Raw genomic sequence first — 20,646 nt, 5'->3', positions numbered from 1 at the left:
CTTTTTGTTTACTTCTTCAGGCCCAACTTCTTCAGCTCTTCATCACGCAACTCACGACGCAGGATCTTGCCCACGTTGGTGGTCGGCAGCGCTTCGCGGAATTCAACAGCCTTCGGCACTTTGTAGCCGGTGACGTTGGCGCGCATATGCTCCATCACCTGCTCCTTGGTCAGCGTCGCGCCCGGCTTGACCACGATGAACAGCTTGATGTGCTCGCCCGACTTCTCGTCCGGTACACCAATGGCTGCGCACTGCAGCACGCCTGGCAAGCTTGCCAGCACGTCTTCCAGCTCGTTGGGGTAGACGTTGAAACCGGAGACCAGAATCATGTCCTTCTTGCGATCAACGATACGCATGTAGCCGTCTGGCTGGATGATCGCGATATCACCGGTCTTCAACCAGCCTTGGCTGTCGAGGACTTCGGCGGTGGCGTCTTCACGCTGCCAGTAACCTTTCATCACCTGCGGGCCCTTGACGCACAGTTCGCCGATTTCGCCCAGGGGCAACTCGACGCCCTCGTCCGAGATGACCTTGCACAGCGTCGAAGGCACCGGAATGCCGATGGTGCCGATCTGGATATTCTGGATCGGGTTGACCGTGGCCACCGGGCTGGTTTCGGTCATGCCGTAGCCTTCACAGATGTTGCAGCCGGTCACGGCTTTCCAACGCTCGGCCGCCGCCAGTTGCAGGGCCATGCCGCCCGACAGGGTGACCTTGAGCGCCGAGAAATCCAGCTTGCGAAAGCCTTCGTTGTTGCACAAGGCAACGAACAGGGTGTTCAGGCCGACAAAGCCGCTGAACTTCCATTTCGACAACTCCTTGACCATCGCCGGCAAGTCGCGCGGGTTGCTGATCAGGATGTTGTGGTTGCCGATCAGCATCATCGCCATGCAATGAAAGGTGAAGGCATAGATGTGGTAAAGCGGCAGCGGTGTGATCAGGATCTCGCAACCTTCATTGAGGTTGGAGCCCATCAGCGCCTTGCACTGCAGCATGTTGGCCACCAGGTTGCGATGGGTGAGCATCGCGCCCTTGGCTACGCCGGTGGTGCCACCGGTGTATTGCAGCACGGCCACGTCTTCGCTGGCGGGACTGACTTCGTTGACCGGCTGGCCATGGCCCTTGGCCAGGACGTCGTTGAACTTGATCGCCAGGGGCAAGTGATACGCCGGGACCATTTTCTTCACGTACTTGATGACGCTGTTGATCAGCAGCCGCTTGAGCGGTGGCAGCAGGTCAGCCACTTCAGTGACGATCACATGCTTGACGCCAGTCTTGGGTACGACTTTTTCCGCCAGGTGCGCCATATTGGCCAGGCAGATAAGGGCCTTGGCCCCGGAATCGTTGAACTGGTGTTCCATTTCCCGCGCGGTGTACAGCGGGTTGGTGTTGACCACGACCAGGCCGGCACGGATGGCGCCAAACACGGCCACCGGGTATTGCAGGAGGTTGGGCAATTGCACGGCGATTCGATCACCGGGCTGCAAGTCGGTATGCTGTTGCAGGTACGCGGCAAAGGCACCGGACAGTTCGTACAACTCACCGTAGGTGATGGTCTTGCCCAGGTTGCTGAAAGCCGGTTTGTCGGCGAAGCGCTGGCAGGACTGTTTCAGTACCGCCTGAATATTTTGATACTCGTCTGGATTGATGTCTGCAGCAATCCCGGCGGGGTACTTATCCTTCCAAAAGTCTTCGATCATGGAAGCCCACTCCTCAGCGACGCGAATTCATTCACCGCATTTGATGCGATTATTATTTGTGTGTGTTTTTTTAGGTGATTCTGGCTGTTTCAAGCAGGCCGAGAGGTCACAAAGCGCGCCGAGAGTAGCAGCTTTGCAAAGGGCCGCCTAGAGCCAAAAGAGGGCCCTACAGTCATAAACATGACTCAAGAATATGCAGTAGTCATTTTTAGAGCAAAGATTCTATAACCCCTGAAACAGCTCTATTTTGCGGACTTACACCGTAAATGCAGGAGCTGGCTTGCCAGCTCCCACATTTGAATCGCATTTCAGTCCAGGTCAGGCGATGTCGCGCAGCTCCCGGCGCAGGATCTTGCCTACCGGCGTCATCGGCAACGAGTCCCGCAACACAATGTGCTTGGGCACTTTGTAACCGGTGAAGTTGGCCTTGCAGTAGGTCTTCAATTCCTCAAGGCTGACGCCCTGGGCCCGAGCCACCACAAACAGCTTCACGGCCTCGCCGGTGCGTTCGTCGGGCACGCCGATCACCGCGCAGTTGGCGACGTTCGGGTGGGCCATCACTACGTCTTCGATCTCGTTGGGGTACACATTGAAGCCCGAGACGATGATCAGGTCCTTCTTGCGATCGACAATGCGCACAAACCCGTCCGGGTCGATCACCGCAATATCGCCCGTCTTGAGCCAGCCCTCGGCATCCAGGCTCTCGGCGGTGGCCGCCGGTTGCTGCCAGTAGCCCTTCATGACCTGCGGGCCTTTGATGCACAACTCGCCACGCTCGCCCAGCGGCAACTCCACGCCGGCGTCATCGATGACTTTCATCGCCGTGCCTGGCACGGGAATACCCACGGTGCCCAGACGCGATTGATCACCATAGGGGTTGGTGCTGGCCACTGGCGACGTCTCGGTCAGGCCGTAGCCTTCGCCGATGGAACAGCCGGTGATCTGCTTCCAGCGTTCGGCCGTGGCCTTGACCAGGGCGGTGCCGCCGGAGTTGGTGATCTTCAGGTGGGAGAAGTCCAGGGTCTTGAAGTCCGGGTGTTCCATCAGCGCGACAAACAGGGTGTTGAGCCCCAGCAGCCCGGTAAACCGCCACTTCTTCAACTCCTTGATAAAGCCGCCGATGTCCCGGGGATTGGTGATCAGCACGTTGTGGTTGCCGGTGACCATCATGCACATGCAGTTCGCGGTGAAGGCATAGATATGGTAGAGCGGCAACGGCGCGACCATCACCTCCTGCCCTTCCTTGACCAGCGGATGCCCGTCTTCGCGCACCTGTGACATGCACGCCCGCACCTGTTGCATGTTCGCCACCAGGTTGCCGTGGGTCAGCATCGCGCCCTTGGCCAGGCCGGTGGTGCCACCGGTGTATTGCAGCACCGCGATGTCATCCAGGGTGACCGGATGGCGGGTCACGGCCAGGCCTGCGCCCATGTGCAAGGCGCGCTTGAACGACATCGCCCGGGGCAGGCTGTAGGCCGGCACCATCTTCTTCACCTTGTCGACCACAGTGTTGATCAGCCAACCCTTGGCAGTGGGCATGAAGTCGCCCATTTTGGCTTCGATCAGGTATTCGATCTCGGTGTCGGCCGCCACTTCCTGCACCCTGGAGCCGAACAGGTTGAGGTAGACCAGGGCACGAATGCCTGCGTCCTTGAACTGATGACGCATTTCCCGCGGCGTGTACAGCGGGTTGGTATTGACCACCACCAGCCCGGCGCGCAAGGCGCCGAAGACGGCAATCGGATAATGCAGGACGTTGGGCATCTGCACCGCAATACGGTCGCCCGGTTTCAGGTCTGTGTGGTGTTGCAGGTAGCCGGCGAACGCCGCGCTCTGGCGCTCCAGGTCGGCGTAGGTCAGGGTGATCCCCATGTTGCTGAATGCCGGACGGTCGGCAAAGGCCTTGCAGGAACGCTCGAAGACTTCGATTACTGACTTGTACGCCGACAGGTCTAACTCATTGGGCACACCGGCCGCGCGTTTGTCATTCCAGAAATCAGGTTGCATTATTCTTGTCCTCTTACCCGAGTGTGCCCGACCGCTTCCGGCTGTTTACGGGAAGCGGAGCTTCGGGGACGTTAGCAGTTATGGCTAAACAGGCAAATACACAAAAACGTGTCATTGATTGTATGAATCTTGCCCCTGAGGCCAAGGGTGATCAGACGCCCGCCCACAGATGAGCTATACACTGCAACGACCCTGAGCAAAGGAAGCGCCATGAACCACACCACTTTCTGGCTGACCGCGAATGACCGCAGCCGCCTGCACGTCAACCAGTGGCTCCCGGACGAAACGCCCACGGCGCTGGTGATGCTGGCCCATGGCATGGCCGAGCATAGCGGCCGCTATGCGCGCCTGGCCCAGGCCTTGTGTGGCGCCGGCTACGGTGTGTATGCCCCGGACCTGCGCGGGCACGGCCGCACCGCCGACGAAGGTACCCTGGGCCTGTACGCCGAGCGGGATGGCTGGAACAAGGTGGTGGGTGACCTGGCCGCCCTCAACCAGCATATCGGCCAACAGGCCCCCGGTGTGCCGATCATCCTGTTGGGCCACAGCATGGGCAGCTATATCGCCCAGGCCTATCTGCTGCACCACAGCGCCAGCCTGCACGGGGCGATTCTCAGTGGCTCGAATTTCCAGCCGGTGGCCCTGTACCGCGCCGCCCAACTGATCGCCCGCGCCGAACGCTTGCGCCAGGGCCTGCGGGGGCGCAGCGCGCTGATCGAGTTCCTGTCGTTCGGCTCGTTCAACAAGGCCTTCAAACCCAACCGCACGGCATTCGACTGGTTGAGCCGCGATCCGGACGAAGTGGACAAGTACATCAACGACCCCTTGTGCGGCTTTCGCTGCACCAACCAGCTGTGGATCGACTTGCTCGGTGGCTTGCAGCAAATCAGCAAAGCGTCCAATCTCAAACAGATTGATCCGGGCCTGCCGATCCTGGTGATGGGTGGCGAATGTGATCCGGTCAGTGAAGGCAAGCGTCTCACCAGCCTGGCCAACGCGCTGCGCGATGCGGGCTGCCAGAACCTGCAATTGAATATTTACCCGCAGGCCCGGCACGAACTGTTCAATGAAACCAACCGCGATGCGGTCACCGCCGATGTGCTGGCGTGGATGACCCAGGCCGTGAACCATCGCCGGCCGGCACGCTGCGAATGAACAGAAAAATATTTTCGTTTAAAATCAACGAATTAAGACTATCGATTAGCCACAGGATGCACGATTAGATGACCCAGGTTACCAACACGCCTTACGAAGCCCTCGAAGTCGGCCAGAAAGCCACCTACAGCAAAACCGTGGAAGAGCGCGATATCCAGCTGTTCGCGGCGATGTCCGGCGACCATAACCCGGTGCACCTGGATGCGGAGTTTGCCAAGGCGACCATGTTCAAGGAGCGTATCGCCCACGGCATGTTCAGCGGCGCATTGATCAGCGCGGCAGTCGCCTGTGAGTTGCCTGGGCCGGGCACCATCTATATCGGCCAGCAGATGAGCTTCCAGAAACCGGTGAAAATCGGCGACACCCTGACCGTACGTCTGGAAATTCTCGAGAAGCTACCCAAGTTCCGCGTGCGGATTGCCACCCAGGTGTTCAACCAGCGTGATGAGTTGGTAGTGGATGGCGAAGCGGAGATCCTCGCACCGCGCAAGCAACAGGTCGTGACCTTGACCCAATTGCCAGCGATCAGCATCGGCTGAAAATCCCTGGTCCTGTGAAAGCAAAATAATGTGGGAGCGGGCTTGCCCGCGATGGCGGTGAAGCAGTCGATATCTAAATTGACTGATCCACCGCCATCGCAGGCAAGCCAGCTCCCACAGTTGTTTTGGGGTGTGCTCAAACATCCTGCCCGGCACAAACCCCTTGTGGGAGCGGGCTTGCCCGCGATGGCGGTGAAGCAGTCGACATCCAAATTGACTGTTCCACCGCCATCGCAGGCAAGCCAGCTCCCACAGTTATTACTGCGAGGCTACTCAGGACTGGGCGCGGGCCTGGTTACGCAGGGCTTTGACCTGGTCATGGTTGCGCTGTGCGCCGTGGTACTGACGCTCAACCAGGTCACGAATACCGACCAGGTTGTGCTTGTTGATTTTCTCGATGGCTTCTTTGTAAGCCTTCAACGCATGGTCTTCACCACGCTCGGCTTCGTTGAGGACTGCTTCTTCATCCTTGCCAGTCACCAGCGACTTCACGTCAACCCAGCCACGATGCAGGGCGCCAGCAACGCTGCCGGAATCTTCCGGGTCACCACCCAAGGCACGCACGGCTGTCTGCAGTTCGGCAGCCGCCGTGGCGCAGTCAGCTGAACGCTTGGTGAACAGCGCCTTGAGCTCTGGGTGCTTGATGTCTTCTGCGCAGGTCTTGAAGCCTTCCTGGCCGTCTTTACTGGTTTCGATCAGGTCGTTGAGTACGGAGATCGATTCTTTGTTGATGTCAGTCATTTTTCAATTCCTTCACAGGTTTAGAAACGTACTGGGGTAGTTGCAGCGCCCGTGCCAGGTCTCGAATTAAAAATTAAACCTTAATTTTCAACGAGTTATAAATAAACTCCAAATCTGTATCCGCTTTATTTGCATGATCTGTCATTTGGCCTTCATGCAGAATGCCTGTATTTTCCAGGGCATCCTCCTGATTGCCTGAAGCACCTATGAACCCCGAAAAACTCGAACTGCTGATCACCCGCCAAATGCCGTTCGGCAAGTACAAGGGCCGGATCATTGCCGACCTGCCCGGTCCTTACCTGAACTGGTTTGCCCGCGAGGGTTTCCCCCACGGCGAGTTAGGCGGCCTGCTGGCGTTGATGCAGGAAATCGATCACAACGGCCTGTCCGAACTGCTCGAACCGCTGCGCGCCAAACACGGTAAACCTGCCCCTCGCCACTAATCGAGCCCGACCATGCCCTACACCCGCGACGAGGCCTACTGGCAGGCCATTGCCCAGCGCTATGAGCTGGAACCCGGCCCCATCAACCTGGAAAACGGCTACTTCGGCCGTATGAGCCGGGCGGTGCTGGCGCAATATCAGGAGCATGTGGCCTTTATCAATCGCAGCAACTCGGTGCATGTGCGCCAACGTTTCGAGCAAGGAGACAATGTCGAGATTCGCCGGCAACTGGCCGAATTAGTCAATGTCGATCCAGAAGCCATCGCCTTCACCCGCAATGCCACCGAAGCCCTGCAATCGTTGATCCGCAACTACAACCGCCTGCAACCGGGCGACCAGGTGCTGATCAGTGACCTGGAATACGACACGGTCAAGGGCGCCATGCGTTGGCTCGCCGGCTACCGGGGTGTGGAGGTGATAGAAGTGTCCCACGCCCACCCGGCCAGTTTCGACAGCCTGGTGCAGACCTATCGCGATACCTTCAGCCGCTACCCGCGCCTGAAGCTGATGGCGCTGACCCATGTCACCCACCGTACGGGCCTGGTTATGCCGGTAGAGGCCATCGCCCGGGCTGCACGGGAATCTGGCGTCGAAATCATCCTCGATGGCGCCCATGCGTTGGGCCAGATCGACTTCGACCTGGCCCAACTGGGCATCTCGTTCGCAGGTTTTAACCTGCACAAGTGGATCGGTGCGCCGCTGACCCTGGGCTTTTTGTACATAGCCCCTGGGCGCCTGGCCCAGATTGATCCGGACATGGCCGAGTTCCATTACCCGATCACCGATGTGCGTGCCCGTACGCCCTACAGCACACCGAATTTTCCGGCGCTGATGACCTTACCGCTCGTGCTTGAAGAACATCGAGCCTTGGGCGGCGCGCATGCCAAGGGTGCGCGGGTGAAGTACCTGCGTGACCTGTGGGTGAGCCAGGTGCGGCCATTGCCGGGGATCGAGGTGCTGACCTCGGATGATCCACGGTTGTATTGCGCGATTACCGCGTTCAAGTTCATCGGGCGCGACCAGCAGGTAATGGCGGATCGATTGCTCGATGAGTACAACCTGTTTACCACCCTGCGCAGCGGGGCGGCATTTGGCAGTTGTATCCGGGTGACGCCGGGGTTGGTGACCTCGGCGGCGGACATAGGCGTGCTGGTCAACGCGATTACCAAGCTGAATGCCGATTAAAACTGTGCGGGCTTGCTCGCGAATGCGCGGTGACAGTCACTGAATGTGTTGAATGACCCACCGCATTCGCGAGCAAGCCCGCTCCCACAGTTCGATTGCCGTGATTTCAAGGTTTTCTGTAGGCAAAAAAAAGCGGCACACCGACCAAGTGCACCGCAAACATGCCGTGAAGCACAGCAACAACGATTCGGTAAATCAGATCAATCGAGCAGCGCCAGCGCTTCGGCGGTGACTTCCTGGATACGCCCCCAGTCGCCGTCCTTGATCCACTGTGGATCAAGCATCCAGCTACCGCCCACGCACATCACGTTTTTCAACGCCATGTAGTTTTTGATGTTGGCCGGGCCAACGCCGCCAGTCGGGCAGAATTTCACTTCGCCAAACGGCCCACCCAAGGCCTTGATTGCTGCCACGCCGCCGCTGACTTCCGCGGGGAACAGCTTGAAGCGGCGATAGCCCAGGCCATAGCCTTCCATGATGCCGGAGGCATTGCTGATGCCAGGCAGCAGCGGGATCGGGCTGTCGACACTGGCTTCGAGCAGGTCGCGGGTAATGCCGGGGGTGACGATGAACTGCGAACCCGCCGCCTCGGCTGCCGCCAGCATGGTGCGATCGAGCACCGTGCCCGCACCGGTGACCAGCTCCGGACGCTGCTCACGCAGGACCTGGATAGCCTTGAGGCCGAACTGCGAACGCAGGGTCACTTCCAGCGCGGTCAAGCCACCCGCCGCCAGGGCATCAGCCAGGGGCAGAATGTCCTGCTCGCGGGCAATGGTGATCACCGGCAGGATCCGCGCCTTGGCGCAGAGGCTGTCGATCAGGGCAACTTTATCCGCCATGGACACGGTCGGGTGAGGGCTTTTCATAGCGGCTGATCCTTGGCTCATGGGCACCAGTAAATCTCTAGAGTAGGTTGCAAAAACGCGCGAATCGGCATGCCGGCAACATCGTCGCCAGCCAGCGCTTCGCTCAGGGTGTGGAGTTTCGAATCGCCGGCAATCGACAACACGGTGTAACGGCCACTGGCCAGCAACGCACGGCTCATGGTCAGGCGCTGATGGGGCACGCTCGGCGCCAGCATCGGCCAGCAACGACGAGTGCCATCCGGCTTCAAGGCTTCGGCCAGGTTCGGGCTGTTGGGGAACAGGGAGGCGGTATGCCCGTCATCGCCCATGCCCAGCACCAGCACATCAATTGCCGGCAGTTCAGCCAGCAGGCGATCGGCCTGTTCGGCAGCACCGTCCAGGTTCACCGCAGCACTGTAGAGGCTCAAGAACCGGGCCTTGGCCGCCGGGCCTTGCAGCAGATGTTTTTTCAACAGGCCGGCGTTGCTGTCGGCATGCTCGACCGGCACCCAGCGCTCGTCGGCCAGGGTGATCGTCACCTTGGACCAGTCCAGGCCCTGCTTGGCCAGGTTCTGGAAAAACGCCACCGGGCTGCGGCCACCGGACACCACCAGCGTCGCCTCGCCCCGGGCACTGATGGCCGCGCGCAGTTGTTCGGCCACGTCATTGGCCAAGCCTTCGGCCAGCAGTACCGGCGTGCGGTACTCGTGGGGTGTTACGCCTTGCGGCAGTTTCAAATCAGATATCGCCATACCACGACCTCCCATCCCGCGTGATCAGTGCAATGGAGCTCATCGGCCCCCAGGAACCCGCCGCGTACGGCTTGGGTGCATCACCGGACTTCTTCCACCCGGCGATCAACTGGTCACACCACTTCCACGCGGCTTCGATTTCATCTTTACGGACAAACAGGTTCTGATTGCCGCGCATCACTTCCAGCAACAACCGCTCGTAGGCATCGGGGATCCGCGTACTACGGTAGGTGTCGGAAAAATTCAGTTGCAGTGGCCCGCTGCGCAGTTGCATGCCTTTATCCAGGCCCTGCTCCTTGGTCATCACACGCAAGGAAATACCTTCGTCCGGTTGCAGGCGGATGATCAGCTTGTTGCTGATCTGCAGGCGCTGCTCGGGGGCGAAGATATAGTGGGACGGTTCCTTGAAATGGATGACGATCTGCGACAGTTTTTGCGGCATGCGCTTACCGGTGCGCAGGTAGAACGGCACCCCGGCCCAACGCCAGTTGCGGATATCGGCACGCAGGGCAACGAAGGTTTCGGTGTCGCTCTGGGTGTTGGAATTTTCTTCTTCCAGGTAGCCCGGTACCGGTTTGCCGGCGCTGTAGCCGGCGATGTACTGGCCGCGCACTACCTGGGTGGTCAGGCCTTCGGGGCTGATCGGCGCCAGGGCCTTGAGCACCTTGACCTTCTCATCGCGGATGCTATCGGCCGACAGGTCGGCCGGCGGGTCCATGGCAATCAGGCAGAGCAATTGCAGCAGGTGGTTCTGGATCATGTCCCGCAGTTGCCCGGCCTTGTCGAAGTAGCCCCAGCGGCCTTCGATACCCACCTGCTCGGCCACGGTGATTTCCACGTGGGAGATGTAGTGCTGGTTCCACTGGGTTTCAAACAGGCTATTGGCAAAACGCAGGGCGATCAGGTTCTGGACCGTCTCTTTGCCCAGGTAATGGTCGATGCGGTAGGTACGGTTTTCCGGAAAAAACTGCGCCACGGCGTCGTTGACCTTGCGCGAGGATTCCAGGTCCGAACCGATGGGCTTTTCCAGGACAACGCGGGTATTTTCCGCCAGGCCAACCTTGGACAGGTTCTCGCAAATCGCGCCATACACCGCGGCCGGGGTGGCGAAGTAGGCGATCAGGCGTTGTTCGGTGCCGGCCTTGGCGGCCAGGGCCACGTAGTCATCGGCATTCATGAAGTCGACGTGCACGTAGGCCAGACGCGCCAGGAAGCGCGCGGCCACCGCTTCATCCAGCTCTTGGCCGACGTACTTGCGCAGTTCGTGCTCGATGTGGTCCAGGTGCTGCTGCTCGGAACCGGCCTCGCGGGCCAGGGCCAGGATGCGAGTGTCGGCGTGCAAGAGCCCGGCGCCATCGAGTTGATAGAGGGCAGGAAATAACTTGCGCAGCGCCAGATCACCCAAGGCGCCAAACAGGGCAAAGGTGCAGGGTTCCACGGTTATCGAAGGCATGATGTTTGTTCTTTTATCAAGTTAAGCTACAAATACCTTTTTTCAAGGCATCACTCAAGGAAAAATGTAGTAATAACCACAACATTTTCCCAAAAAACGCATTGCGAGTGGTGGTGTTCAACTACCCTCAGTAGGATAGGCCACCGCCAAGGGCCGCTCGTCGACCTTTTACTGGCCCCTACTTGCATCGTCGCCCGAAGGAAAGACTGAATGGACCGCGTGCGAAATCTTCTGGAACAGATCCGGAACCGCCTCGAAGAATTGAACAAGGCCGAGAAAAAAGTCGCCGAGGTCATCCTGCTCAACCCACAGCAGGCGACCCGCTTCTCTATCGCTGCCCTCGCCCAAGCCGCCTCGGTCAGTGAACCGACGGTCAACCGTTTCTGCCGCTCGTTTGGCGTCAGTGGTTACCCTGAACTGAAATTGCAGCTGGCGCAAAGCCTGGCCAGTGGCGCGGCCTATGTCAGCCGCGCGGTGGAGGCCGATGATAACCCCGAGGCCTACACGCAGAAGATTTTTGGCAGCGCCATTGCCTCTCTGGACAGCGCCTGCCAGGCCCTGGACCCCAACCTGATCAGCAAGGCCGTGGACCTGCTGATCCAGGCGCGGCAGATCCACTTCTTTGGCCTGGGGGCTTCGGCGCCGGTGGCCATGGATGCCCTGCACAAATTCTTCCGTTTCAACCTGTCGGTCACGGCCCATGCCGATGTGCTGATGCAACGTATGATCGCTTCGGTGGCCCACACCGGGGAGTTGTTCGTGATCATTTCCTACACCGGCCGTACCCGTGAGTTGGTGGAAGTGGCGCGTATTGCGCGGGAAAACGGTGCTTCGGTGCTGGGCGTAACTGCCGAGAACTCGCCACTGGCCAAGGCCAGTACGGTGAGCCTGAACATCCCGTTGCCGGAAGACACCGACATCTATATGCCAATGACCTCGCGGATCATTCAGTTGACGGTGTTGGATGTACTGGCTACGGGCATGACCTTGCGTCGCGGGGTGGATTTCCAGCCGCATTTGCGCAAGATCAAAGAGAGTTTGAACGACAGCCGGTATCCGGTTGGCGATGAGTTCAACTAAAGCTGGAACCTCCTCAAGCAGGGCCGGCCCTATCGCGGGCAAGCCCGCTCCCACATTTTTGATTGGTGAACACATTCGAATGTGGGAGCGGGCTTGCCCGCAAAGACGCCATCAGCAACACCGCTAAACCCCAGCCCGGGCCTGCAGACTCAAATGCGCCCTCTCCCCCGGCGCCAGGCAGGCCCCGGCCATGGCCGACTCGACACACACAAAGCCCGACGCTTCATTAAAGCTCACCCCCAGCAATGGCCGGCTGCCCGGATGCCAGACCACCGTGTCTGCACTGTCACCCGTATCAATGCACAACTCGCGCTGCCACGCATGGTCCTTGAGCTGCAATTCGCCCTCATGCTGGAACACGCGCTGGCAGCCGCCATCGACGCGCAGCTCACCTTCCTGCTGGCAGGCCTGGCGGCTCAACTGGTCGTAACCTTGCGCACCCTCTAGCCCAGACAGCGCTATCTCACCAACGTGACCAATACGCCAATAAGCGTGCAAAGCGTGGCTCAATTGGCACGGCAGTTCGTCTTGGTGCTCGGTGCTCAAGCGCAATTGCAGGCTTTCACCCAAGTGCGCATGCAGGTCCACCTGCCAATCGCACAACTGCAATTGCCAGTGCAGGCGCACGCCGTCCTCGCCGGTGCTGCTGTCCAGCAGCTTCCAGTCGATCAAGCGCGCCCAGCCATGGGAGGGCCAGGCGTTTTCGCTGGGATGACGGCCATACCACGGCCAGCACACGGGCACGCCGCCACGAATCGCCCCGACTTGCGGCCACTTTGCCGCGCACCACAGCCATGGCTTCTGGCCCGTAGGCTGGAAGTGCAGCAATTGCGCGCCCTGGCGGCTGAACACCGCCTGGCAGAGCGGGTGATCGATCACCAGCACGTCACGCATCTGGAAGCGCTCCCAGGCAAACACCGGTTGCTCGCGCAGGGATTTGAAAAAGCGTTGCAGCGGTTGCTCATGCATGTGCCACGGTCCTGATAATCATGTCGCGCAAATGCGCCCATACCTGTAGGAGCGAGCTTGCTCGCGAAGATCGTTAACGCTGACGCGGGCATCTTGGATGAACGCGGCGCTCTCAAGTTTTTCGCGAGCAAGCTCGCTCCTGCAGGGCTGTTCGCCCTTCGCAAAAAAAAGCGGATAGCCATGGCTACCCGCAAATGCGCACAGAGAGAAGGAGCTTATCGCAACAGCGTTAGAACACCGACTGAATTTTCAGGCCGGCCACCAGCGCGTTGTCGACTTTATCCACGCCGCCCGGTTGGACAACGTATTGCAGGTTGGGACGCACGGTCAGCCAGTTGGTGACGTGGAAGCCGTAGTTGATTTCGAAGTTGTACTCGGTTTCGCGCAGCGGCGAGAACCGCGCATTGTCGTAGTCACTCACACCGTTGGAAATGTTGCGCAGCTCGGCGTTTTTCTTCACGTCGTCGTTGACGTGCAGACGTGCGGCGCCAATCCCTACGTCATCTTTTGGACGCGCGTCGAATGGGCCTTTGTACACCAGCATGATCGACTGGTAGTTATCGACGGTGTTGGTTTCTTTGTCGTGGAACGTGGCGTTGGCAGCGATATTCAGACCACGAGAGGCGTCGCCGTTGTGGGTGGTGAGTTGCTGTTGCGCAACGAACCAATAGCCTTTCTTGCTGCTGCGGGTGCGGTAGTCAGCGCCAGTGGTGGCGGCATCGTTACCGTTGACGTCCTCACGCACATCAGGAGCATCGGCGGCGCTCTTGTAGTAACCCACGCGGTATTCGCCCGGCAGGTTATTGACCTTCGGCGACCAGACCAACTCCACCGGAATCACGGTGCCCTTGGTGCCACTGCCGCTGAGTTTGAAGCCGTTGCCGTGCTCCAGTTGCGACGGGTTCTGGTTGTACGCACCGATCTGCGCATACAGCTCAGGGGTGATGTGGTACTTCACGCGGATCGCGGCCTGGCTGACCGGCCAGTTGTACCAGGTGTTGACGTAGTTACCCACTTGGGAGCCGCAGAACGACAGGTTCTGGAAGTCGCATGGGAAGGTGTTGAAGTCTTCGCCTTCACCGAAGTAACCGAGTTTTACATCCAGCTTGTTGTCGAACATCTGGTGCTGAATCCAGAACTGGGTCAGGCGCACCATATGGCCACGGCCGTACACTTCTTGAGATGAACTCAAGGTGCCTGCACGCGGGTCGCCAATACGGTCATTGGAAATGTTACGACCATTACGGCTGGTCATCTGGATCTTGGCCTGGGTGTTGTCCCAGCCCCACAGCTTTTGCAGGTCCAGCGCTACGCCGAGGCCGAACTGGTCAGCGTAACGACCGGTCTTGTCATCGTTGTAGCCGCCGCGCGCGTTGTAGCCCGCTTCCCCAACGTAGTCGGCCTTGATGTCGATACCCTGCTCGATCAGCTTGGTTCGCTCGCCGCCCCAATCGCCGGTCATCCATTTGGAGTCGGCGCTGAAGGCTTCGTCTGCCATCGCATTGGCGGACAAAACCAGGGCTGCTGCCGCTGACAGTTGGCAGATCAGCCGGGTGTTGTTGTGTTGCTTTTTCATCCCTACATCCTCGTCTTTATTGTTATTAACTGTTTTTATCTAACGCGGTTTACATCTATTTTTATCTGAAGTAGGAGCGAGCTTGCTCGCGAAGATCGTTAACGCTGACGCGGGCATCCTGGATGAACGCGGCGCTCTCACGTTTTTCGCGAGCGAGCTCGCTCCTACAGTTATTGGTCTTCAGCGGCCCTTGAATTAGGTGACGTTGTCGGCATGCGACTGTGCCGGCTGCGCAGCAGCGGTGCCCAGGCGTTCACCGGTCTTGGCGTCGAACAGCAGCACCTTGGCCGGATCGAACTGCAAGGTCAGGCTCTCGCCCACTTGCGGTGCCACGTCCGGCGCCAGGCGGCAGCAGACCTTGGTGTCATTGAGCTGGACAAACACCAGGGTGTCCGGGCCGGTGGGCTCAGTGACCTGGACCTCGGCACGAATGCTCGGCAAACCATTGCCATCACCGGCAGCCAGCACAATCTGTTCCGGACGCAGGCCAAGAATCACATCACGCTCTTCAAGACCGGCGTCGCTCATGCCCAGCGGCAGCTCGCAACGCGCCTGGCCACTGTCGAGCAGGGCCAGCAGACGGCCTTCCTTGCGCTGTAAACGCAGGGGGATGAAGTTCATCGGCGGCGAGCCAATGAAGCTGGCAACAAACAGGTTGGCCGGATCGTTGTAGATCTCTTTGGGCGTGCCGAACTGTTGGATGATGCCGTCCTTCATCACCGCCACTTTGTCGCCCAGGGTCATGGCTTCGATCTGGTCGTGGGTCACGTAGACCGTGGTGGTTTTCAGGCGCTGGTGCATCAGCTTCATTTCGGTGCGCATCTCGACCCGCAGCTTGGCGTCGAGGTTGGACAGCGGTTCGTCGAACAGGTAGATCTTCGGCCGCCGCGCCAGCGCCCGGCCCATGGCCACCCGCTGCTGCTGGCCGCCAGAGAGCTGGCCCGGCTTGCGATTGAGCAAGTGTTCGATCTGCAGCAGCTTGGCCACCCGCGCCACTTCCTCATCGATGGCCGGCTGGCTCATCTTGCGGATTTTCAGGCCGAACTCGATGTTCTCGCGCACGCTCATGGTCGGGTACAGCGCGTAGGACTGGAACACCATGGCGATGTCCCGATCCTTGGGGCTCATGCCGCTGACGTCCTGGTCACCGATCATGATCGCGCCGCCGCTGATGTTTTCCAGGCCGGCGATGCAGTTCATCAAGGTGGATTTGCCGCAGCCCGAGGGCCCGACGAGGATCAGGAATTCGCCGTCCTTGATCGACAGTTCGATATTTTTCAGGGTGTCCGGCAGGCCAGCACCATAGGTCTTGTTTACATTGCGAAGTTCGAGCGTAGCCATGATTACCCCTTGACCGCGCCGGCCGTGAGACCGCGCACGAAATACTTGCCTGCGACCACATAGACCAGCAGGGTCGGCAGCCCGGCGATCATCGCCGCCGCCATATCAACGTTATATTCCTTGGCCCCGGTGCTGGTGTTGACCAGGTTGTTCAGCGCCACTGTGATGGGCTGCGAATCACCGCTGGAGAACACCACGCCAAAGAGGAAGTCGTTCCAGATCTGGGTGAACTGCCAGATCAGACAGACCATGATGATCGGCGTGGACATCGGCAGAATGATCCGACGGAAGATGGTGAAGAACCCTGCACCATCCAGGCGTGCAGCCTTGACCAGCGCATCCGGGATGCTCACGTAGTAGTTACGGAAGAACAGCGTGGTAAACGCCAGGCCGTAGACCACATGCACAAACACCAGGCCGGTGGTGGTGCTGGCCAGGCCCATCTTGCCGAGGGTGAACGAGGCTGGCAGCAAGACCGTCTGGAACGGCAGGAAGCAGCCGAACAGCAACAACCCGAAGAACAGCTGCGAACCACGAAAGCGCCACATCGCCAGCACATAGCCGTTCAATGCGCCGATGGTGGTGGAGATCAGCACCGCCGGGACGGTGATCAGGAACGAGTTCCAGAAGTAACCGTTCACCGTGGCCCAGGCCTTGACCCAGCCGATCCCGGTGATCACCGTCGGCCAGCTCAGCAGGTTGCCGGTGCTGATATCTTCCGGGGTCTTGAAGCTGGTGAGCAGCATGACCACCAGCGGCACCAGGTACAGCACCACGGCCAGGATCAGCACCGCGTGGATTGCGACACGGCTGAAGCTGATGGAAGGTTTGGCGAGACTAGTCATGGCGCTTGGTCCTCAGCTCGGAGTACAGGTAAGGCACGATGATCGCAAGGATCGCCCCGAGCATCAGGATCGCACTGGCCGAGCCCATGCCCATCTGGCCACGGCTGAAGGTGAAGGAGTACATGAACATCGCCGGCAGGTCGGATGAGTAGCCTGGGCCACCGGCCGTCATCGCGGCCACCAGGTCGAAGCTCTTGATCGCGATGTGCGCGAGGATCATCACCGCACTGAAGAACACCGGGCGCAGGCTGGGCAGCACCACGCTCCAGTAGATGCGCGGCAGGCTCGCACCGTCGATCTGTGCGGCACGGATGATTGATTGGTCAACGCCACGCAGGCCGGCGAGGAACATCGCCATGATAAAGCCCGAGGCTTGCCATACCGCCGCGATCACCAGGCAATACACCACGCGGTCCGGGTCGATCAGCCAGTCCAGGCGAAAGCCTTCCCAGCCCCAGTCGCGCAGCAGTTTGTCCAGGCCCATGCCGGGGTTGAGCAGCCATTTCCAGGCGGTACCGGTGACGATCATCGAGAGCGCCATCGGGTACAGGTAAATAGTGCGAATGAAGCCTTCGCGGCGGATACGCTGGTCCAGGAATACCGCCAGCAGCACACCGATCACCAGGGTGATGCCGATAAACATGCCGCCAAACAGCGCCAGGTTTTTGCTCGCCACCCACCATCGATCGTTGTCGAACAACCGCGCGTATTGCGCCAGGCCTACCCACTTGTAGGTCGGCAGGAAGGTGGAGTTGGTGAACGACAGTACGAACGTCCACAGGATGTAGCCATAGAAGCCCACCAGGACGATGAACATGCTCGGGGCCAGCACCAGTTTAGGTAGCCAGCGCTGCAATGCATCGAACGGCGAGGCCTTGCTGAACACAGCAACAGAACTCATGGGGAAATCCAGGGCAGGGAGTAAAGGACTAGTGGATAACCGTGTGGGGGCCGGTTTCAGGTGGGAGCTGGCTGGCCTGCGATGGCATCACCTGGGTATCATAGATACACCGAGGCGCCTGCATCGCGGGCAAGCCCGCTCCCACACTCAAGCCCAGCCTTCCAAGGGTTACTTGGCAGACTTGATCGCCGCACCCAGCTTCTTGGCGGTGTCGGCCGGGTCGGCTTTCGGGTCGTTGATGAAGTTGGTCACCACATCAAAGAACGCGCCCTGTACCGCCAGGGTGGTCGCCATGTTGTGCGCCATGCTTGGTTGCAGGCCGCCAGACTTGGCATCGACCAGGAAGTCCTTGGCCGCAGTCTGGGCGCAGCTGTCAAAGCCGTACTTGGCCATATCGCCGAGCATGTCGTTGCGCACCGGGATCGAGCCCTTGTTGATGCTGAAGACCTTCTGGAAGTTCTCGCCCAGCACCACCTTGGCGATGTCCTGCTGCCCGGCCGAGGTGCCGGCATCTTTCTGCTTGAACACTGCCAGGGAGTCGATGTTGTAGGTGAAGGCCTTGTCGGTGCCCGGGAAGGCTACGCACTCGTAGTCCTTGCCGGCGACTTTCTTGGCGGCAGTCCACTCGCTCTTGGCCCAGTCACCCATGATCTGCATGCCGGCCTTGCCGTTGATGACCTTGGCGGCTTCCAGGTTCCAGTCCTGGCCCTTGCCGTCGGCGTCCATATAGGTCGCGACTTTCTTCAGCTCCGTCAGCGACTTGACCATATCCGGGCCGGTCAGGGCTGCGTTGTCGAGGTCGACCAGGGCTTTCTTGTAGCCATCAGCCCCCATGACCGACAACACCACGGCTTCGAACACCGTGCTGTCCTGCCAAGGCTGACCACCGTGGGCGAGCGGGATGAAGCCTGCGGCCTTGAGCTTGTCGCCGGCGGCGTAGAATTCTTCGAGGGTCGTAGGGTTTTTGGTGATGCCGGCTTTCTTGAAGACTTCCGGGTTGATCCACAGCCAGTTGACGCGGTGGATATTCACCGGCACGGCCACGTAATCGCCTTCGTACTTCACGGTATCGGAGACTTTTTTGTCGAGCAGGCCATCCCACTTCTCGGCCTTGGCCACGTCCTTGAGGACGTCGGTATCGAGCAGCCCGGTGGAGGCCCACTCCTGGATGTCCGGGCCCTTGATCTGGGCAACGCCTGGCGGGTTGCCGGCGACCGCGCGGCTTTTCAGCACGGTCATGGCAGTGGCGCCGCCACCACCTGCAACAGCCCCGTCTTTCCAGGTAAAGCCGTCTTTCTCAACTTGGGCCTTCAGGACATCCACCGCCGCCTTCTCACCACCCGAGGTCCACCAATGCACAACTTCAACCGTCCCTTTCGAGTCGGCGGCAAATGCACTGAGGGGAAACAACGAGGCAATGGAAATAGCAACGGCGAGGCGATTAATCGCGTTCATCTGAGTACCTTTTTCTTGTTGTTATGCATGCAAGTCTGGAGCTTGCGCTGCATAGGATTCTAAACAGGGATTTTTCCCAGGCACGTAACAAAGGGACGGCCAAATGTCACCACTTGGTGACATAAGCACCCGCCCCCAACGCACTGGCCATGCTTGGGGATAAAGGCAGACCCGGCAGCAATACCGCTTGCCAGGCATGGTACAGATCCGGCTTGCCGCCCCAGATCTTGCTGGCGGGCTGGTTGAGCGGGTCGAGTTCATGATGCCAACTGCCCTGGACCCGGTCGATCAGGTGAGTTTCGCAAAACTCCCAGAAACGCCGGTACCAGGTTTCGTAATGCCACTCACCCGTGCGCTTGAGCAGGGCCTGGGCGGCTGCACTGGCTTCGGCGTGGGTCCAATGCAGGCGCTCACGCACCACCGGGCGAAAGTGCCAGTCCAAGGTGTAGACCAGGCCCGGGGCACCGTCCACCGACCAGCCATACTCGCAGGCACTGGCGAACAAACCCTTGGCGTCCTCCAGCAACCACTGCGGCGTGACGAGCCCTGCCTGCTGGCGTGCGGCTTCGAGGTGCAGCACCAGGCGCGCCCATTCGAACCCATGGCCGGGGGTAATGCCGTAGGGACGAAAGCCGTCGGCCGGGTTGTCTTCGTTGTAACGATGCAGGGGCTGCCAATAGCGGTCGAAATGTTCGATCACCATAAATTCATTGGCGCTGGCGTGCTGATGGATCACCCGTTCGACAATGCGCAACGCCCGCCCCAGCCATCGGCTGTCGCCGGTGACATCAGCCAGGGCAAGGAACGCTTCGGTGGCGTGCATATTGCTGTTGGCCCCGCGATAGGCTTCCTCGCCGCTCCAATCCTGGGCGAAGGATTCAAGCATCGCGCCCTCCTCCTCGCACCAGAAATGCTCGTCGATGCATTGGACGGCGTCCGCCAGCAAGGCTTGCGCCCCTGGGGCACCCGCCACTACCGCGGAGCTGGCGGCCAGGGCGACAAAAGCGTGCAGGTAGGCGGCCTTGCCTGTATTGCCATCACGCGCGCCGGCGACGGCGAACCAGCCGCCATGTTCGGCATCGCGCAACGGGCCACTGAGACTGGCCACCCCGTGCTCTACCAACTGTGCATAGCCTGGCAGCCCTTGGGCGTGGGCCATGGCAAAGCTGTGGGTCATGCGGGCGGTGTTCATGGTTTCGGCGCAGGCATCGACGGGCAGGCGGCCCTGGACGTCGAGGTTGCCGAAGCCTTCAGGCAGCCTGGAAGCCTTGGCAAACGCCAGCAGGCGCTGCCCCTCGGCGGCAAGCCAGGCGTGATGGGCAGGTGCGTTCAGCCAACTGCTGGCGGGCAGTGGTTGGATGGTCATGGGTGGCCCTTTTTGTTTTTGTGGGATGACCGCAGTCTAAACAAGGGCCGAGAAGGGACATGTAACGAAAGGGAAGACAAATGTCACTGAACGGTGACACTTGCCGGGGATGGCGGCCCTGGAATCAGCGCAAGGCTACTGGCCCCATCGCCGCATAGGTATCTACACAACTTTCAGAAACTGACGCCCCCCGTGGCGAGCGGGCTTGCCCCGCGCTGGGCTGCGAAGCAGCCCTAAACCCTGCCATCGCGGTTTACCTGAAGAAACGCGGCGGGCTTTTTGGGGCTGCTTCG

At 59.9% G+C, this 20,646-nt stretch carries 18 protein-coding genes; 5 read left to right on the top strand and 13 right to left on the bottom strand.

Annotated features, from left to right (window positions below; translation table 11 throughout):
- Positions 1-8 precede the first annotated feature (8 nt).
- Positions 9-1,700 carry a long-chain-fatty-acid--CoA ligase FadD1 gene (gene fadD1, locus HKK57_RS16730; RefSeq protein WP_169390446.1) on the bottom strand — a complete coding sequence of 564 codons (1,692 nt, stop codon included), beginning with the start codon at positions 1,698-1,700 and terminating at the stop codon, positions 9-11.
- A 318-nt stretch (positions 1,701-2,018) separates the two neighbouring features.
- The gene (gene fadD2 / locus HKK57_RS16725) at positions 2,019-3,707 is read right to left on the bottom strand and encodes a long-chain-fatty-acid--CoA ligase FadD2 (RefSeq protein WP_029296437.1); all 1,689 of its coding nucleotides are present in this window, start codon (positions 3,705-3,707) and stop codon (positions 2,019-2,021) included.
- Positions 3,708-3,917: 210 nt separating this feature from the next.
- On the opposite strand from fadD2, the gene HKK57_RS16720 reads away from it, so the two are divergent.
- Complete coding sequence (locus tag HKK57_RS16720; RefSeq protein WP_169390445.1) at positions 3,918-4,862, top strand: alpha/beta hydrolase; 945 nt, start codon at positions 3,918-3,920, stop codon at positions 4,860-4,862.
- 68 nt (positions 4,863-4,930) lie between these two features.
- Complete coding sequence (locus tag HKK57_RS16715) at positions 4,931-5,401, top strand: MaoC family dehydratase (protein WP_029296435.1); 471 nt, start codon at positions 4,931-4,933, stop codon at positions 5,399-5,401.
- Between the two features lie 273 nt (positions 5,402-5,674).
- Here the strand turns inward: HKK57_RS16715 and HKK57_RS16710 are convergent, their stop codons facing one another.
- On the bottom strand, positions 5,675-6,142 hold the full coding sequence (locus tag HKK57_RS16710; protein ID WP_029296433.1) for a ferritin-like domain-containing protein: 468 nt from the start codon (positions 6,140-6,142) through the stop codon (positions 5,675-5,677).
- A 206-nt stretch (positions 6,143-6,348) separates the two neighbouring features.
- On the opposite strand from HKK57_RS16710, the gene HKK57_RS16705 reads away from it, so the two are divergent.
- Both HKK57_RS16705 and HKK57_RS16700 read left to right on the top strand, forming a co-directional pair.
- Positions 6,349-6,585, top strand: a complete 237-nt coding sequence (locus tag HKK57_RS16705; RefSeq protein WP_008056784.1) for a DUF3820 family protein — start codon at positions 6,349-6,351, stop codon at positions 6,583-6,585.
- 12 nt (positions 6,586-6,597) lie between these two features.
- Positions 6,598-7,770 carry an aminotransferase class V-fold PLP-dependent enzyme gene (locus HKK57_RS16700; RefSeq protein WP_169390444.1) on the top strand — a complete coding sequence of 391 codons (1,173 nt, stop codon included), beginning with the start codon at positions 6,598-6,600 and terminating at the stop codon, positions 7,768-7,770.
- Between the two features lie 200 nt (positions 7,771-7,970).
- Here the strand turns inward: HKK57_RS16700 and HKK57_RS16695 are convergent, their stop codons facing one another.
- Genes HKK57_RS16695 through zwf form a run of 3 tightly spaced genes read right to left on the bottom strand, consistent with a single transcriptional unit; the run spans position 7,971 to position 10,820 of the window.
- On the bottom strand, positions 7,971-8,636 hold the full coding sequence (locus HKK57_RS16695; protein WP_029296409.1) for a bifunctional 4-hydroxy-2-oxoglutarate aldolase/2-dehydro-3-deoxy-phosphogluconate aldolase: 666 nt from the start codon (positions 8,634-8,636) through the stop codon (positions 7,971-7,973).
- A gap of 17 nt (positions 8,637-8,653) precedes the next feature.
- Complete coding sequence (gene pgl, locus HKK57_RS16690; protein ID WP_169390443.1) at positions 8,654-9,367, bottom strand: 6-phosphogluconolactonase; 714 nt, start codon at positions 9,365-9,367, stop codon at positions 8,654-8,656.
- Positions 9,354-10,820, bottom strand: a complete 1,467-nt coding sequence (zwf, locus tag HKK57_RS16685) for a glucose-6-phosphate dehydrogenase (protein WP_029296404.1) — start codon at positions 10,818-10,820, stop codon at positions 9,354-9,356. The genes pgl and zwf overlap by 14 nt, the downstream gene beginning before the upstream one ends.
- Positions 10,821-11,039: 219 nt before the next feature.
- Between zwf and HKK57_RS16680 the strand changes: the two genes are divergently transcribed.
- Complete coding sequence (locus HKK57_RS16680; protein ID WP_169851198.1) at positions 11,040-11,900, top strand: MurR/RpiR family transcriptional regulator; 861 nt, start codon at positions 11,040-11,042, stop codon at positions 11,898-11,900.
- 123 nt (positions 11,901-12,023) lie between these two features.
- Here HKK57_RS16680 and HKK57_RS16675 read toward each other — a convergent pair whose 3' ends face one another.
- The 7 genes from HKK57_RS16675 to HKK57_RS16645 form a co-directional block, all read right to left on the bottom strand.
- Positions 12,024-12,869: a D-hexose-6-phosphate mutarotase gene (locus tag HKK57_RS16675; protein WP_029296399.1), complete on the bottom strand. Its 846-nt coding sequence runs from the start codon at positions 12,867-12,869 to the stop codon at positions 12,024-12,026.
- A 229-nt stretch (positions 12,870-13,098) separates the two neighbouring features.
- Positions 13,099-14,445: a carbohydrate porin gene (locus HKK57_RS16670; protein WP_029296397.1), complete on the bottom strand. Its 1,347-nt coding sequence runs from the start codon at positions 14,443-14,445 to the stop codon at positions 13,099-13,101.
- Between the two features lie 195 nt (positions 14,446-14,640).
- Positions 14,641-15,786: an ABC transporter ATP-binding protein gene (locus tag HKK57_RS16665; RefSeq protein WP_169390442.1), complete on the bottom strand. Its 1,146-nt coding sequence runs from the start codon at positions 15,784-15,786 to the stop codon at positions 14,641-14,643.
- Between the two features lie 2 nt (positions 15,787-15,788).
- Positions 15,789-16,631, bottom strand: a complete 843-nt coding sequence (locus HKK57_RS16660; protein ID WP_029296393.1) for a carbohydrate ABC transporter permease — start codon at positions 16,629-16,631, stop codon at positions 15,789-15,791.
- Positions 16,624-17,532, bottom strand: a complete 909-nt coding sequence (locus tag HKK57_RS16655; protein ID WP_029296391.1) for a carbohydrate ABC transporter permease — start codon at positions 17,530-17,532, stop codon at positions 16,624-16,626. The genes HKK57_RS16660 and HKK57_RS16655 overlap by 8 nt, the downstream gene beginning before the upstream one ends.
- A 168-nt stretch (positions 17,533-17,700) precedes the next feature.
- Positions 17,701-18,987, bottom strand: a complete 1,287-nt coding sequence (locus HKK57_RS16650; protein WP_070995326.1) for an ABC transporter substrate-binding protein — start codon at positions 18,985-18,987, stop codon at positions 17,701-17,703.
- Between the two features lie 106 nt (positions 18,988-19,093).
- Positions 19,094-20,353: a D-mannose isomerase gene (locus tag HKK57_RS16645; RefSeq protein ID WP_169390441.1), complete on the bottom strand. Its 1,260-nt coding sequence runs from the start codon at positions 20,351-20,353 to the stop codon at positions 19,094-19,096.
- Between the last annotated feature and the right edge of the window lie 293 nt (positions 20,354-20,646).

Origin of the sequence: Pseudomonas sp. ADAK21 (genome assembly GCF_012935735.1) — a bacterium.
In the GTDB taxonomy this organism is placed as follows: Bacteria; Pseudomonadota; Gammaproteobacteria; order Pseudomonadales; family Pseudomonadaceae; genus Aquipseudomonas; species Aquipseudomonas proteolytica.
The sequence above is the reverse complement of the archived record's forward strand: the minus strand, read 5'-3'. Positions and strand labels throughout refer to the sequence as shown.

Coding starts and splice junctions, on each gene's coding strand:
- HKK57_RS16705 (WP_008056784.1), top strand. CDS start 6,349: ATGAACCCCGAAAAACTCGAACTGCTGATCACCCGCCAAATGCCGTTC.
- HKK57_RS16700 (WP_169390444.1), top strand. CDS start 6,598: ATGCCCTACACCCGCGACGAGGCCTACTGGCAGGCCATTGCCCAGCGC.
- HKK57_RS16655 (WP_029296391.1), bottom strand. CDS start 17,532: ATGAGTTCTGTTGCTGTGTTCAGCAAGGCCTCGCCGTTCGATGCATTG.
- HKK57_RS16720 (WP_169390445.1), top strand. CDS start 3,918: ATGAACCACACCACTTTCTGGCTGACCGCGAATGACCGCAGCCGCCTG.
- HKK57_RS16675 (WP_029296399.1), bottom strand. CDS start 12,869: ATGCATGAGCAACCGCTGCAACGCTTTTTCAAATCCCTGCGCGAGCAA.
- HKK57_RS16715 (WP_029296435.1), top strand. CDS start 4,931: ATGACCCAGGTTACCAACACGCCTTACGAAGCCCTCGAAGTCGGCCAG.
- HKK57_RS16670 (WP_029296397.1), bottom strand. CDS start 14,445: ATGAAAAAGCAACACAACAACACCCGGCTGATCTGCCAACTGTCAGCG.
- zwf (WP_029296404.1), bottom strand. CDS start 10,820: ATGCCTTCGATAACCGTGGAACCCTGCACCTTTGCCCTGTTTGGCGCC.
- HKK57_RS16660 (WP_029296393.1), bottom strand. CDS start 16,631: ATGACTAGTCTCGCCAAACCTTCCATCAGCTTCAGCCGTGTCGCAATC.
- fadD1 (WP_169390446.1), bottom strand. CDS start 1,700: ATGATCGAAGACTTTTGGAAGGATAAGTACCCCGCCGGGATTGCTGCA.
- HKK57_RS16710 (WP_029296433.1), bottom strand. CDS start 6,142: ATGACTGACATCAACAAAGAATCGATCTCCGTACTCAACGACCTGATC.
- fadD2 (WP_029296437.1), bottom strand. CDS start 3,707: ATGCAACCTGATTTCTGGAATGACAAACGCGCGGCCGGTGTGCCCAAT.
- HKK57_RS16650 (WP_070995326.1), bottom strand. CDS start 18,987: ATGAACGCGATTAATCGCCTCGCCGTTGCTATTTCCATTGCCTCGTTG.
- HKK57_RS16695 (WP_029296409.1), bottom strand. CDS start 8,636: ATGAAAAGCCCTCACCCGACCGTGTCCATGGCGGATAAAGTTGCCCTG.
- HKK57_RS16665 (WP_169390442.1), bottom strand. CDS start 15,786: ATGGCTACGCTCGAACTTCGCAATGTAAACAAGACCTATGGTGCTGGC.
- HKK57_RS16645 (WP_169390441.1), bottom strand. CDS start 20,353: ATGACCATCCAACCACTGCCCGCCAGCAGTTGGCTGAACGCACCTGCC.
- pgl (WP_169390443.1), bottom strand. CDS start 9,367: ATGGCGATATCTGATTTGAAACTGCCGCAAGGCGTAACACCCCACGAG.